At 63.0% G+C, this 16,262-nt stretch carries 1 protein-coding gene (cut by a window edge); it reads left to right on the top strand.

The annotated features are described in order from the left end of the window. Positions 1-43 precede the first annotated feature (43 nt). Positions 44-16,262 carry the 5' portion of an LEPR-XLL domain-containing protein gene (locus PCJ21_RS06025; protein WP_269930469.1) on the top strand. It continues 12,215 nt past the right edge of the window, so only the first 16,219 of its 28,434 coding nucleotides appear in the window; the start codon lies at positions 44-46; the stop codon falls past the right edge of the window.

The raw sequence follows: 16,262 nt of genomic DNA, 5'->3' as shown, positions 1-16,262 counted from the left end.
GGTCCCGGCCCTTCGTGCGTAGCTAGGCGGAAGGGAGAGGGGAATGGCATTTCCGTTCAAGTCGGAGGGTGTATCGGGTCGCCCGATATCGCACCGCCGTGCAAGACTGTCGGAGGTCCTTTCGGCGAAACTGGCGCGCCTGGCGCGCGGCTCGCGCGTCCAGCGCGAACTCGCTGATCGCGTCCGCCTTGTCTTCGATCCGCTCGAACCGCGCCTGCTGCTGAATGCGGACCTCAATGTCAATCTCGCCACCGATGGCGTCGACATCGATCACCAGATACTCGTCCGCCTCATCGAACAGGTTGAAAACGTCAACAACGTTGCGACCACGATCCAGCGCGTTGAAATCGTCGACCAGGCGCGTGGCGGCAAGGTGCTCGCTTTTGGCGACCTGAGCACGATTACTGGCATCACCATCACCGGCGGCTCCAGCAACGACACGCTGACCATCGACGAGGATTCGTTCGGCGCACTGACGCTGGCGCCCGAGATTTCGTTCAGTGGCGGCGGCGGCAACGACCGCATCGTCTTCGATTCCTCCGACAACACCGCCTGGAATCTCACAGGCAACAACACCGGAAATCTTGTCGGCGACAAGGTCAAGGCCAAGTTCGACGGCGTCGAAAACCTGGTTGGCGCCCACAACAACAACGACACCTTCACGATCGGCGTGGCCGGTCGGCTGTCAGGCTCAATCGACGGCGGTTATGGCGGCAAGGACACGATCGTTCTTGCTGGAACCACGGCAACCGCGATCGATCTGGGTTCGGCTGGCTCGGGCAAGCTGACCGTCGGTGGGCAGGGCCTCGTCTTCGAGAACATGGAGCCGTTCGACCCGGGTGTTGCAGGCCATCTGACGCAGGACCTGTCGGCACTGGTCAATGCGGCGGCAGACAAGAACGTGACGATTGCGGCGTCGGGCGACAATCTGGTCGTCACGATCGGCGGCGCCGCTACCACCATTGCCGCACAAACCTCGCTTTGGCTCTATCTTGGCGACAATGCCAATGTCACGACGATAAGTTCGCTGCCGGCCTGGGCGGATTTCTCGCTGATGGTCGATGCCGGCGAAGAGATTGTCGTCAACGCCGGCATTACTGCCCTCGGGACACTCGGGCTCAGCGCCGAAGACATCAATATCGGCGCGAGCGCGGTCATCAGCGCCAAATCGATCGACCTGCGCGCCATCGACCACCTGCGCACATCGCTTGGAGCGGCCGGCTCCGGGGCGACGCTGAGCGCAAGCAAGACCACGTCCGCGACGGTGACAATCGCCGGGACGCTGACGGCAACGGGCGGGACGGTCAAGGTTGCCGCCCGCGCGGCCAACGTTCTCAAGATGCACGGCAAGGCTGACCCGGCGTTGCGCAACATCGTCGCCACCTTGAACAACACGGCGACTGTCGCGCTGGCATCCACTGCCCGGATCAACGGCAGTGGCACTGCCATCAGCGCCGAAACCGACGTCGACGTGGACATCCTGCTGACCGAGGTGCCGCTGCCCAATTTCCTCGGGCTCGGCGAAATCACCCTGCCCACGGGCGCGCTCAACGGCATCCTGCCGGCCAGCCTGATCAACGAGGTATTTCCCGACGGTATCATCAACACCGGCAGCGAGGCCTTCACCAACCTGATCTCGGTTGGCCAGCTGTCGATGGACAAGCTGCGCGAGGTCGCCGCGAACATCGCCGATTTCAGCAATGCGCAGGTCGAATCCGACGTCACGGTGACGAACAAGACCTCTGTAACGGTCGACGCGGCGGCCAGGATCACGCAGACCGGCGGAACGGTCGGCGGCGCGTCCGAGGTTGCGATCTCAGCCAGCGACGACAGCGTCGTCCGGGTCAAGATCCAGACCGAGAAAGACGCGCTCTTTCCGGCGCTGGCAACGATCGTGGTGTTTTCGGCGATCGATTCCGATGTCGACGTCTCGCGTACGACCGAAGTTGTGGTCGGGCCGGCCACGGCCGCCGTCGTCGCAAAGCCAACCGTCATCAACGCTGCCGGGGACGTCGCCATTGCGGCGCGCAATGCTGGCGAGGTGCGAAACGACATCGCTTCGAACAGCATCGGTTCGGCGACCAACGATGCAACGGAAACCACGACGGCCCTAGTGCGCGGCGTCACCGTGATCGCTGGCGGGCTCAACGTCTCCGCCGACAGCGACACCATCTACCGGACGTCGAGCCTCGATGCGGAAAATCGGGTCACCGGCGGCACCACCGCCGGGATCGACGAAAGCGTGGTCTCGGCAGGATCGGGCGGGGTGACGGTGGCCGCCGCCGACCGTTCCGAGTTCGAGGCAACCGCTTTGCCGTTCCAGCCGCGGATGACCGAGACCGACGCCAAGGCCAAGAAACACATCGCCCGCGTCAGTTCGATCAACGAGGTCACCAAGACGACGGCGGCCTTGCTTTCGCAGTCCGTCGTCACCAGCGCCGGCGCGATCGTCGTTTCGGCGATCAACGAGACCAAGCTTTCGGCCTTTGCCGTGTCGCTGCCCATGGAAGAGGCGCTTGAGGACAGCGGCGACGATCCGACCAACCAGGTCAACGCCAAGAAGGTCAATGCCGGCGTTCTGGTGGCCAACATCGTCAACGGCTCGACGCTGGCGACCGTTTCGGCAAGCGATGTTTCGACCACCAACGGCGGCGACATCAAGGTCGAGGCCGTCGACGACACATTCCTGGACGCCACGATCTACATCAATATCGACGGACGCGGCGGCGTCGGCCGCCTGCTCAAGGGCGGTGCCAAGGCTGTCACCGGCCTCGAGGCGATGAACATTGTCGGCTTCAAGGTGCCGGGCATCGCCCAGGCAACGCTTGACGCCATCTTGGGCACGTCGTTCTGGACAACCGAGGAGCAAGTCCAGGTCAAGGCGTCGATCACCGATTCACTCGTCAGCGCCGCCGGCGCCTTGCTGGTCGCGGCTGCCTCCAGGGGCGTGGTCAATTCGACGGTGTCGAACACCTCGCTCGCCGAGGCGACCGGCCTGCTCAAGATCAGCGCCAAGGCCATGGGTGTGGTGCTGGCGACCAACCAGGTCAGCCGGATCGCCTCCGCGGTCATCGATGGCGGTACATCCAACAAGTCGGTCAAAGCGGTTGGCGCGATCACCGTGACGGCCTCGGACGACACGACGGTCAACTCGAACGTCAAGATTGTTTCGTCGGGCACCGCGTCAAGCGACGGCGGGCTGCATTCGCTCGAGCGTACGATCGATGGCGTGCTTGGCAGCCAGGTCGGCGGCGACCGCAAACTGACCGACGGGCTTGTCGTGCCTGTCGCCTACGGCACGACGGTCGGCCTCAACTACGACACCATCACCGACGGCTTCAAAGGCGCCATCGACGTCAAGACAGGCGATGTCGTTGCCGTGGCCAAGCTCGGCGAGGCCGGCAAGCTCTACAGATATGTCGGCCCCGACCAGACGATCAATTTCAAGCTCAACAATCCGGCGCGCAATTTCGCCGATCCTGCCTACTGGCAGTTGGTCAAGGGCGAGCCGGGGCAGGTCTACACCTATCTCGGCGCTGACAATCCGACGCTCAACCTGCTGAACGTCGACTTCACCGACCGCGACCTGTGGAAGCCCGACACCGACTATTCGATCGTCACCGACAAATACAATCTGCGCGCGTCCGGCGGCGCAGCGACAGGCGCCGCACTGGTCTTCAACGACGTTCGCGGCGGCGCGACGGCGCTTGTGCGCAAGGTCGACCTTGAGGCCGGCAGCGTTGCAGTCACGGCTGAATCGATCGGCAGGATCGAGGCCAACGCCGACATCCTGAGCGAGGCCAAGGGCGGCTCGCCCTTCAACCAGGACAAGCTGATCGAAAAGGTCGCGCCGAAGGGCGCCAAGGGCTTCCTGTTCAAGAAGCTTCTCTCCGGTGGCGGCACGACGAAGGCGCAGAGCGCGGTCGTGGCCACCAACCTCATCCAGGGCCAGACCTCGGCGAAGATCGAAGACAGCAAGCTCGGCACCGACGCCAACAAGATCGGCGACGTCACGGTTCTCGCCGAAAACAGCTCGCATATCGTGTCCGAGAACTCGACCGTTGCCACCGCGGCAAACGGCAACAAGGCGTCGGCGTTCCAGATTTCCAACAACACGATCGGCTGGGAACGCGGCAACCTGCTGTTCAATACGGTGGAGACGCTGCTCGGCGACGTGGTCCACAACATCGCAGAACCGGCGGGCGCTTCCGACATCCGCCTGCGCACCGAAAATCCGTTCAACGTCGAGGCCTCGATCAGCAGTACCGACATCACGTCGAATGGCGATGTGTCGGTGGAAGCCGTCTCCGAGGCAGTGATTTCGGCCTCCATCGACAACCGGGCGACCGCTTCCTACGAAGCCCTGTTCGACGGCAAGGTGACGAGCACCGGCGCCGTCATCTCCGGCAACAAGGTCAGCAGCGCTGCGATCGCCAAGATCAGCGGCGGCACGGTCAAGGCCGACACGGTCAGCGTCAAGGCGCAGGACAGGGCCGAGATCGACGCCAGCACCAGCCTTGGCGTCACCGCCGAGCTCGACAACACCAACGGCGCCGACATCGTCAACTCGATTGCCAGCAACATCCTCGACGACTACGACTACACGACCAAATCCGGTACGCCATCGCTCAATCTCGGCGACAAGGTGCGCATCAGTTCGGCCGACGATTATGCCGGCACCGGCGACAAGGGCGCGATTTACCAGTACATGGGCGCCGACGGCACGTCGGTTAACCTCGCCACCGCCAATTTCAACGACTTCGGCCTGTGGAAGAAGCTCAACACCGAAAACCTGATCCCGGCATCGATGGTCAAGACCGGCCTTCTCGCACTTGGCATGGACGAGAAGTCGGTGGTTGGCAACGCCACCAGCAAGGGCGGCATTTTTGCCCGCAACCAGGTCAAGTCCAACGTCGAGGCGTCCCTGACCGGGACGTCGGTCACCACGGTCGGCGACGTTGTGGTCGACGCCAAGGAGTCGGCCAAGATCAAGGCAGTCGACAACAGCGTCATCGACGGCTGGGACAGCACTGCCGGCATTTCGGTGTCCAATACGGTGCAGGGTGGCGCAAAGGCCGCCGTTGAAAGCAGTTCCGTGGTCACCGGCGCAAGCGGCGACCTCAACGTTTCGGCCCGCACCGACGCGACCATCGACGCGACCGCGCTTAGCAAGCTGACCAGTTCGGGCAAGACGATCGGCTTCGTCATCGCCTTCAATGCGGTGGGTTACGAACCAGGCAACCTGTTGTTCGATGCCGTCGACACGCTGATCGGCTCGCCTGAAATCGGCAAGGCGCTGAAGGCCGAGAGCCCGGTCCTGACCACGGCCTACATCAAGAATTCCAGCATTGATGCCGGTGGCGATATCGCGCTGGTGGCGGTCAATGCGGCCGGCATCAACTCGGTTCTCGGCGCTGAATCGCTGATGGAATGGGAAAACGATTTCGCTGCCGGCGCCAAGTACGGGGTGAGCGGCACGGCGGCGGGAGCAATCCTTGCCAGCAACAAGGTTTCCGCCGGCGCATCGGCCTATATCGACAACAGTGCGGCTGTCGATGGCTCGGGCAACGCGACCAAGACCGTCAAGGCTGGCGGCAAGGTCGACCTGAAGGCCGACAACGCGGCCACGATTTCGGCCGACATCAAGGTGGTGGCGACAGCGCTGCCGGCCAGCACGCTGAATGCCTTGACCGACCTGATCGGCAATGCCGCCGAGCGGCTCGGCGCGGGCGACTACGATTTCACCACCAAGTCGGGCGTTCGCTCGCTCGAGAAGGGCGACAAGGTCCGTGTCGCGCTCGACTATCTCGATACCGAAATCGATCTCGATGCCGTCACCGACGCAAGCACCGTTGTCGACATCATCAATGGCGATCGGGTCGAGACCGGCGGCAAGGTCTATCGCTACCTCGGCGACACCAAGATCACCACGCGCGGCGGCATCAATGTTGCCAACACGACGCTGTGGCAGGAAATGGACGTCAATTCCGGCGAGGTCTACGAGTATATCGGCGATACGCCGCTGGCGAACGTCGACCTGACGATTGCCGACTATGGCGACGTGAACAGCTGGAAGCAGCTCAGGACGTCCGATTTCAAGGACACCTTCTTCCCCGAACTCGGCAACATCGTCACCACCAACGCCAAGGCGATCGGCCTGGCGATCGCCTACAACGACACGCGCGGCAACGCGCACGCCTATATCCAGGGCGCAAAGGTCGACGCCGGCGGCGCGGTCAATGTCGCGGCAACGGGCGCGTCGACAATCACCGCCTACACCACCAGCACCGTCACCGCCTCGGGCGGCAGCAGCATCAACGGCACCGGCAAGGTGCTGGGCTTCAACGGCCAGATCGTCACCAACGTCGTGCTTGGCAAGACCATCGCCAGCATCGACAGCAGCACCGTCAAGGCCGGCGGCAACGTCACGGTTTCGGCCGAAAACGAGGCGCGCATCGATGCGCGGCTTTATTCGTCGGGCAATTCGGCGGCGACCTCGGTCGGTATCTCGCTCGCCTACAACTCCGTCGGCTGGGAAGCGCAGAACCTGCTCTTCAACACGCTCGACACGCTGGTTGGCGCTCCCTATCTCGCGGATGGCGCGTTCGACGGCAATTTGGGTGCTGATGCCTCGGCGTCGATCCTCAAGAGCACGGTGGATTCGGGCGGCAAGATCCGCGTTTCGGCGGAGTCCGATGCCCAGATCAACGCCACCGTCAGCAACGCCGCGGTCACCGAGACGTCGGCGCTGTATGGTGCTTCCGGTGCCTCCTATGGCGCCATCATCGCATCCAACAAGGTTTCGGGCGCGGCCAAGGCGACCATCGACAATTCGGGCACCACGGGCAAGACGATCAAGGCCGCCAACGGTGTCTCGGTGATCGCAGACGATGCGGTCGGCATCTACTCCAACGCCAAGCTGGTGGCCTCGACGACGGTGACCAATGACGGCGGCGCCGGCATCATCCAGGAAACGCTCAACGACCTGTTTCCGGCTGACTACGACACCCGGCCCGATGCCGGGGGCACCAAGATCCGCGACGTCAAGTTCGGCGACCGCATCCGCATTGCCGACGATTATCTCGGCAGCATCGCGATCGATCTCAACAATGTGCTGCCGCCGTCGAAATTCCCGATCAGCAATGGCGATGCCATCCGCTTTGAAGGCATCGGCGACGATACCGGCGCGATCTACCAGTACAATGGCGACGATGCGATCATCGACCTTGAGGCGCTGGTGGCAGGCGGCGAGGCGAATCTTGGTCCCGACTGGACCAAGGTCGGCGGCAATGCCGGCAGCATCTACGTCTTCATGGGCTCGAATGCTCTCGGGCAGGATATCGACCTCACGCAGACCGATTTCACCAATCTCGGCCTGTGGAAGGAAGCGCCCGAAGCAACGGTCCTGCTGCAGGAACTGAACCTTTCGGCCTCGCCGTCCAAATCCGTCGGCGGCCTGGTCGTCATGAACGACGTGCGCGGCGGCTCGTCTGCGACCATCACCAATGCCAACGTCACCGCGACGACAGGCAACGTCGAAGTCGCGGCGCTCGAAAGCGCCGTGATGACCGCCAAGGTCGACAGCGCGATTTCGTCTTCGGGCGGCAGTTCCATCGACTGGGACGGCGACAAGAAGACGGGCGCTGCCGACACCAATCCGGGCACCAAGCACAAGCCCGGCTCGCCGGCCGACCCGGCAGCCGACACCACGCCGGCAGGCCAGGAAAACAACACCGACAAGGTGCTGTCGATCAATGGCACAATCGCCACCAATCTGGTGCAGAGCAGCGCTGTCGCCAAGATTTCAGGCTCGAGCATCACCGCAGGCGGCGACGTCAGCGTTTCGGCGGAAAACGTCTCACGCATCGATGCCGACACCAAGAGCTCGGCCTACACGACGGGCGGGGACTCCGTCGGCGTCACCCTTGCCTTCAACACCATTGGCTGGAATCCGACCAATGTCCTGTTCAACGGCGTCGACGCGCTTTTGGGCGACGACCTGATCGCAGATGCGTTCGGCGGGCGGAATCCGTCCTTCACCGAGGCGGCAATCGTCAACTCCGACGTCTCGGCAGGTGGCGACCTTTCGGTTACCGCCGACAATCGCGCCGCCATCGACGCTACGGTCGGCAACGAGGTAACCTCGGAGTCGACCTCGATCAGCGGCACGGACGGCAAGGCGCTCGGCTTCGTCATCGCTTCCAACAAGGTGGCGAGCGAGGCCAAGGCCTATATAGACAACTCCGGCAATGCGACCGCGGACGTCGATGCCGTCGCCGTGACGGTCAAGGCGACCGACGACGCCTCGATCACCTCGAAAGGGGAGATCAAGGCGCTTACCCTGATCAAGAACGACTACGGCATCAGCGTCGTTGCCAATCTCGCCAAGTCGGCGTTCGGCAATTACCAGTTCACCACCAAGTCCGGCTCCCAGACGGTCAACAATGGCGATTTGATCTATATCGACACCAGCGTTCCTGGCGGCCCGCAGGCGGGCGAGCTGTGGGAGTTCGATGGCGCGGACGGATCGACGATCAATTTCGACAATTTCACCGGCGCGGGCTGGTCGAAATACATCGTCAATGACGTCATCGACTTCATCAACGACAACCTCGTGCCGAGCCTTGCCGGCGGCAGCGCCATCGGCGTCGGCGCGCTTGTCATTCGTAACGACATCGACAGCGGCGCGACCGCCAAGCTGTTGAATGCCGACGTCAACGCCACCGGCAATGTGCTTGTTTCGGCCAAGCAGACGAGCGAGATCAGCGCTGACGTCAAGGCACGGGTCGAAGTGACCGGCAGCGCCAAGGGCAAGTCGATCGCCATCAACGGCGTCATCGCCACCAACAACGTGCTGAACTATGCCAAGGCGACAGTCACCGGCAGCGATGTCACCGGCGCCGACCTCGACGTGCTCGCCGAAGGTGGCGCCACGATCAAGGCGACCATCGACGCCGACACCATCGCCAAGCAGGTTGCCGCCGGCATCACGCTGGCCTTCAACACAGTTGGCCTTGCCGGCCAGAACTTCCTCTTCAATGCGGTCGATACGCTGCTCGGCACCGATCTGGTCGGCGCAATCTCGGGGCTCGATCCGAATGCGCAGATCCAGGCCCTGGTCACCAGTTCGAAGATCGACATGACTGGGGACGTGCTGGTGTCAGCCAAGGCGACCCAGCTCATCACCTCGGAAATCTCCAACTACGTCAAGACCTTGCGTGGTGGCGCGCCGACCGCCGTCAGTGTTGGCGGTGTGTTTGCCCTGAACCGCGTTTATGCGGTCGTCGATGCGTCGGTGACCAATTCCGCCGACATTGATGCGGACGGAAGCTTCACGGTCAGCGCCAGCAACACCAGCAGCATCACCTCGAAGGTCGTGGCTCCGGTCATCGCGATCAACTACAGCTATGGTGAAAATCCGGACGGCAAGTCCGTCTCGATCGCGCCTGTGGTGTCGCGCAATGCCGTTGACGCGCGCGTGAAGGCGTCGATCGATGGCGTCGCCGACCTCGATGCGGCAAGCGTCAGGGTCGAGGCGAGCCAGGCAGGCAAGATCGACGCGACCGCCGCGGCAGCCGCGGTGTCGGTCGCTGCCGGCACCGGCAAGGGCCTCGCCGTCGGTGTCGCCGGCACCATCGCCTTCAACACGATCGTGGGCGGGGTCGAAGCGCTGATTTCGGCCAGCGATGTCAGCGCCTCCGGCAATGCTGCCGGCGATGGCGTTACTGTTTCGGCGACCAACAGCGCCGACATCGATGCCACGATTGCTGCCGCGGCGGCTTCGGTCGCCGGCGGCTTCTCCGGCTCGGGCACCGCGGTCGCCGTCGGCATCGTGCTTGCCTTCAACTACATCGGCTATACCGGCAGCATCACCCAGGTCGGTGTCGCCAAGCCGCTGAAGACCGATGCACGGATCAGCAATTCGACGGTTGCCGGCAACAAGGTTTCGGTGCTGGCAAAATCGAGCCAGAGCATCGATGCAACCACGGTTGCCGCCTCGGTTGCCATTGGGCTGTCGGCCTCCGGTGCTGCCACGGCGTTCAGTGCTGGCGGCGTGTTCGTCCAGAACAGCATCGCTGCCGATACGATCGCCGCCATCGATGGCGGCGCGAGCGGTCGTTCCAACATCACCGCCCGTTCCGGCGGCATTGTCGTCGACGCTGAAAACACCAGCAAGATCAAGTCGCTGTCGGCTGCGGCCACGATCGCGGCGTCGTTCTCCTCGAAGAACGCTGTGGCGGTGTCCATCGGCCTCGACATAGCATTCAACGACATCAAGGGCAGCGTCGGAGCCAAGGTCAGCGATGCCACGCTGAGCTCGGACGGCGTGCTTGAAGTCAAAGCCGCGAACAAGGCCGAAATCTCCGCCGTTGCGGTGGCGGCCTCTGCGTCGATCACCATTTCGGGCGGCCGCTCGATCAGCTTCAGCGGTGCTGGCGCTACTGCCAAGAACGACATCGATGTCGACACAGAAGCGTCGATTACCGACAGCGTCATATCGAAGAGTGGCAACATCACCGTCGCGGCTTCCGCCACGCAGCAGATAGACGCCACGGTTCTTGCCGCATCCGCGGCTGTCGGCATCGGCTCGACAGGCATCGGCGCATCCATCGGTGTGGCTGTTGCCATCAACAAGATCGGCAATGGCGCGGGCGACCGCAGCAAGGTCTTGGCCTTCATCAAGGATTCGGCGGTCAAGTCGTCGGGCGTCTTGACCGTCGCGGCTCTGTCCCAACAGGATATCGAAGCTCTTGTCGCCGCGGGATCCGTGGCGATCGCTGGCGGTTCGACAGGTGTCGCGGCAAGCGGCGCCGGCGCGGGCGCACGCAACGACATATCCGTTGCGACACAGGCTTTCGTAGATGGCGATGGCACGAGCAACGCCGCGCAGGGCATCACGGCTGGCGTAAATGCCGCCTCGATGATCATCACCGCCGAGGACACATCCAACATTTCCGCTTTCGTCGGCGCGGCGTCGATTGCATTCGCCGTCGGCAGCACCGGGGTCAGCTTGTCCATCGGCCTGTCCTATGCCGAGAACTCGATCAGCAACGACATTTACGCCGGTATCAAGAATGCCAATGACGGTGTCGCGGCGACGTCAGCAGGCGGTATCGTTGCACGGGCCAAGGATGCTTCAGTCATAAAGGCGGAATCTGTCGCGGCCTCGTTCGCCGCGGCTTTCGGCTCGACGGGCATTGCCATTTCCGGCGCAGGCGCGATCTCCAAAAACACCATCAACACCGACACCAATGCAGTCATCGTCGGCAGCAAGGTGACGAGCAAGGGGGCTGTTACCGTCGAAGCGCTGTCAACGGCCAAGATCGAGGCGTTCATTGCAGCGCTGTCGGTGGCGATTGGTGTCGGGTCGACCGGCGTCGGTGCCGCCATCGGCATTTCTGTCGCCATCAACACGATTGGCGACTGGGACGTTCCGGTCATCCCCAACAGCAACGAAGCCGACGTTTTCGTGTCGCCGGTGCTCCGCGCCAATGGCGCCAGCGGCGTTCGGGCCTATGTCGGCGACAGCGATGTCAGCGCTGACGGCAATTTGTCCGTCAAGGCCAATTCCAGCCAGAATATCACGGCCAAGGTGTTTGCCGGTGCGGTTGCACTTGCCGGCGGCAGCGTTGGCGTCGGGGTCGGCGGGTCGGGCGTCTACACCGAAAACATGATCGCCGTCGCCACCGATGCGATGATCACCGGCAAGGCGAACGATCTCGCTGTCATCCGCGCCGCAAACGTGCTCGTCGAAGCGAAGAACAAGGCCAAGATAGACGCCATCGCCGGTGCGGCCGCCGTGGCGGGCGCGGTCGGCTCGGTCGGCGTCGGGGTCGCTATCGGCATCTCGATCGCCAAGAACACCATTGCAAACGACGTCAACGCATATACGCGATACGCCGACGTCGCCGTCACCGACATCCCCGTCTACGATCCGGTCTATGTCTGGGTCGACAAGGGCCTTCCGACGCAGCGGCTGGTGCTTCAGAATCCTCCGACGCCTGCCAACGCGGCAACGCCTGGAACGATCACCGTTTCGGCCGTGCAGGAAGCAACGATCAAGGCGGATTCTGTCGCGGCGGCAGTTTCGGTTGCCGGCGGCGGAGTTGGCGTTGCGGTGTCCGGCGGCGGTGCGGGGGCCTCCAACGTCATCCTCGGCGGCACCAGGGCCTTTGCCGAGAGCAGCCTGCTCAAGTCTGGTGGCAACATCTCCTTCAGCGCTGACAACACGTCGTCGATCACTGCGCTGGTCGGCGCTGCCGCCGCCGGCTTGGCGGTGGGCGGCGTCGCAGTCCAGGCGTCGGTCGGCGCGGGCGTTGCCTACAACAATATCGGCTTCAATCACGCCGGTACGCGAATGCCGGTCGAGGTGCTTGCCTATCTCAAGGACACAAGCCTCGACAGCTGGGGGCGTGTCGAGGTCAAGGCGCGTTCTAGCCAATCAATCGACGCTACGGTCGCAGCAGGCGCGGTGGCGGTATCGGCCGGCAAGTTCGCATTCGGCCTGGCCGGTGCGGGCGCATCGACCAAGAACAAGGTCGCGGTGCAGGTCAACGCCTACGTTCACGAAGATGGCGCCAATAATGCGATCAAGGTCGCCGCGCTCGATATCGATGCCAGGGATGTTTCGACCATCAACGCCTTTGCCGGCGCGGCTGCGGTTTCGCTGGCCATCGGCCTTGGTGCCGGAGCCGTGTCGATCGGCGTGGCAGAAGCCGTCAACCTGATCGACAACGATGTTGGTGCTTTTCTGCGCAATGCCGGCAACGTGGTCGTCACCGGCTGGATTCCTGTCCAGTCGAATGGCTACATCTACCGTACCAACAACATCCTTCCTGCGTACGCGCAAGGGAGCGGACTGCTTACGGTCCATGCATCCGAGACCGCTAGCTTGACGTCTCGCGCAGTCATGGCGTCGGTTGCCGCTGCCGTGGGAATCGGTGGCGCGGTTGCCGGTGGCGGCTCCGTCACCAGGAACACAGTCACGTCGGAGACCCTGGCCTGGGTGGCCAACAGCTCGATTCAGGTCAATGGCGACATCCGCGTTGCCGCCGAGGACAAGACCTCCGTCAACACGATGGTCGACGCGATCGCACTTGCGGTCGGCATGATCAGTGTCGCGGCGGCGGGAGCTTCGGCGACCTCGCAGATAGACAATCAGGTCTCGGCCAAGGTCGAGGAGTCGACGGTCCGGGCGCGCGACGTCGCGGTTGACGCAAAGGCTACGCCCAAGGCCTATTCGGAAGCCAAGGGCGTCAATGCCGGAACACTGGCCGTTGGCGTTTCCGAAGCAAAGTCGAAAGTCGGCACCCGCGTTACCGCTTCCACAGCGACGACCAGCTACTTTGTCGACAACCTTAGCATCACGGCGGCCCAGACGCTGCCAACGAGCGGCGACACGGCGGGCGCCAAGGCGCAAGGCCTGGTCGGCGGCCTCATCGGTGTCGATTCCACCATCACCGAGGCGCTGAACACCAGCACCGTGCACGCGCTTATCGGCGCAAGCGTGGTGATCAACGCGGCGCGCGCGGTCAGTGTTGCGGCCCAGAACGACAGCCGCCAGAAGGCCGAGTCCGACAGTGCGGCCTATGGCCTGATCGCAGCCGGTGCCACCAAGGCGACAGCCAAATCGCTGCCGCGCCAACTCGGCGGCGTCGATGTTGCCAACACCCTGGCGGAGGTTGGTGCGTCCACCATCATCAATGCCGGCACGCTGAACATTTCGGCGGTTGGATCGGACGACAATTTCGCCAGCGCAAATCCGGGCTCCGGTGGTCTGGTGGCTGGCGCGGCGGCCGCCGCGAAGACGGAGACACGCGCTTACACGCGGGCGGTCCTTGGTGATCAGGCGAGCGTGACCCTGAGCAAGGCGGCGACGCAGCGCGCAGGCGAAAGCAATCTGGCGTTCGAGCTCTACAAGACGACAGCCGGGCGGTTCGTGCTGAAGGCAGACCACCTGACGCGCGCCAATATCTCGATCAGGACCAGCGCCTACGGTCTGCTGGCCGGTTCGGGCGCCGAGGCCGACAACTGGATCACTTCGAATGTCGATGCCGTGGTTGGCGCTCGCGCGGTGGTCAAGGCCGGTGCGATCGTCGCGAATGCGGTCAATCGCTTCGACAAACCCGCGATCAACGGCAATGTGGACGGCAGCACGGGCGGCCTTTTTACGGGCGCCGGGGTGACCAGCGAGACGCATCTGACGCTGAACACCAAAGTCACCGTCAACGACAACGCCAAACTGACAGTCGTCGGCAATTCGATCGAGGCCGGTGAGTTCTCGCTCAAGGCGATGAACAAGATCTTCTACCGTGAGGGCGTCGCCTACAAGGGTGGCGGTCTTGGCTCGGGCATCGGCGCGGCAAGCATCCTCGATGCCGAAAACCTCTATGCAACCGTCCAGTTGGGCAGCAATCCCGCATCCGCGACGTCAAACAACATCGTGCTGAAGACGGCGGGCCAGATCGATCTTGCCGCCAACACGCATGCCGACGCCCGCACTGACAACAGCGTCGACAATTACGGCGGCGTCACTGTCACTGTGGCAAATGCAACCATCAAGCTAAGCCCGGACAACAATATCGTCGTCGGCCGCGGCGCGCTGATCGAGGCCTTGCGTGACGTCAACATGCTGGTCGGCATGGACGCCAATTTCAATCACGATGAGTACAAGCTCGGCGTGTATGCCGATACATTTGCGGGCAGCGCGATCCCGATCGACAGCGTGACGGCAGACGTCTTCCTGTTCCAGTCGAACAACATCAACATCGGCTCGCAGGCAACCGTGCGGTCGGGCGGCAATGTGCGGCTGTTTGCCGACCGTTTCGGCCTGGCCCACATGACGGCGCAGGGCAAGGCGGTCAACTGGGCATCGTCGCTGATGGGCGCCATCGACAGCGCGCTCGGCGGCAAGGCGCATGAGCAGTTCGACGGCACCGCGCACACGGAGGCGCATGCGGTCGTCACGGTCGACGGCACCGTGCAGACCGGCATCAACCGCACGGTCAATGTCATCATCGACGGCATCGGTGGCAGCACCGCCAATCCGACGATCATCTATCACGGCGGCGAAACAGATGGTTCTGGTGCGGAGAATGCCTCGCTCAGCATCGGGCAGGAGCCGCTGCAGTCGAACTATTTTGCGGAAATCGAAAAGGCTCGCGCCAAGATGGCCGAGTACGGCAGCAATGCCGACCTCGTGGCCTTCTACAAGGGCGAGATCCGACGGCTCGAAAAGGAACTGGTGTTCCTCAAGCTGGCCGAAATCAAGGACGATCCGAACGGCCTGAAAGACAGCGACGGCAACCCGCTGAAGGTAATTGTTCCGATCAAGAGGAACGTGCTGACCATCTCGGTTGCGCCGATTTACGCCGCCGCCGGATATATCGACATTCGTACCGACGTGCTCCAGGGCAATGGCAAGCTGGACGCGCCAGGCAACGTCAAGGTCGTCATCGAGAACCGTACCGAGGCATTCCTGGATATCGCCGGGATCTACATTCCGGAGAACAACGGAGGCGTGTTCCTCAACGGCTTCCAGGACAAGATCTCTGACTTCGACACCAAGGCCCAGGCCAACGCCACGGTTATTGCGCGCAATCTCGCCAACGTGGCGGACGACAACAAGGCCAACCGTGGCAACGATCCGTTCTTTGCCTATTCGCAAGCCGGAACCAATCTCGACATCACCTTGACCAAGGTGGCCGACATGGCGGCCACGGTTCTGATCAAGAACACGTGGAATGTGGGCGGTCCCAACAAGCCATGGCCGGGTATCATGATCTCCGGCGACATCGACGCGATCACGGCCAAGGTTACGATCGACAACTCGGCCGGCGCGGGCGGCGACATCACCATCAACGCCAGTATCCGCAGCGCCACGCTCGATGTCATCACTGCCGGCATGGTGGTGATCGATCTGCCGCCGGGCAGCGTCTTCCATTCAGGCGGCGATCCATACGCGTCGTGGAAAAACCTCGGCGACGGCACCGGGATGAGCGATCTGACGGGCGTTGCCGGTTCCGAGATCGCCAAGCCTGCGGTCAACGGCATCTACGCCAGCCGCATCTCGATCAATGCCGAGTACATCAACCTCAACGGCCTGATCCAGAGTGGCTACGAGGACTATGTCCTCGACATCGACGGCGACACTGAAGCCGAGATCGCAGACATCAAGGCCAGGATCGCGCGCGGCGAAAATCTGGGCGAGAGGGTTGAGCTGAAGTCCGTTTCCTACAAGGACTTCAAGGTCTATTGGGATG

The organism is Aminobacter sp. HY435, assembly GCF_027568395.1.
Classification (GTDB): Bacteria; Pseudomonadota; Alphaproteobacteria; order Rhizobiales; family Rhizobiaceae; genus Aminobacter.
The sequence above is the reverse complement of the archived record's forward strand: the minus strand, read 5'-3'. Positions and strand labels throughout refer to the sequence as shown.